Annotated in this window: 1 pseudogene; it reads left to right on the plus strand. The window is 75.6% G+C overall.

From position 1 onward, the window contains the following. Positions 1 to 578, plus strand: a pseudogene (locus GT042_RS35675) (hypothetical protein); the annotation flags it as partial.

Raw genomic sequence — 578 nt, forward strand, 5'->3', positions numbered from 1 at the left:
CCGGCAACCTGGCGCTGGTCTCCTTCCCCGACGTGCCGGGCCGGATGAGCCGCGAGCAGATGGACGCGCGCCACCCGGCGCTGCTGCCGACGCTGGCCGACCATCCGGGGATCGGCTTCCTGCTGGTACGCAGCGAGGCGCACGGCTCGGTGGTGCTCGGCCGGGGCGGGGTGGAGGTCCCGGTGGCGGAACTCCGCGACGGGGAGGGGCCGCTCGCGGCGATGGGGACCGGGGCGGCGGACGCCGTACGGCGCACGGACACGTTCCCGCATGTCGCGGACATCATGGTCAACTCGACGTTCGATCCCCGGACGGGGCGGGTGCACGCCTTCGAGGCACAGATCGGCTCCCACGGCGGCCTGGGCGGCCAGCAGTCGTACGCCTTCCTGCTGTCCCCGGTCGTCCTGTCCCCACCGGTCCCGCACACCGCGTCGGGACCACCGGCCGAACTGGTGGGCGCGGAGCAGGTGCACCAGGTGCTGCGCCGCTGGCTGCGCGAGTGCAACGGCCCGGAGATCCCGGTGGGCCTGGCGTCCGCCGCCGGGCCGGCGGCGGCCGACGTGCCACGGCAGACGGGC

Origin of the sequence: Streptomyces sp. SID3212 (assembly GCF_009865405.1) — a bacterium.
In the GTDB taxonomy this organism is placed as follows: Bacteria; Actinomycetota; Actinomycetes; order Streptomycetales; family Streptomycetaceae; genus Streptomyces.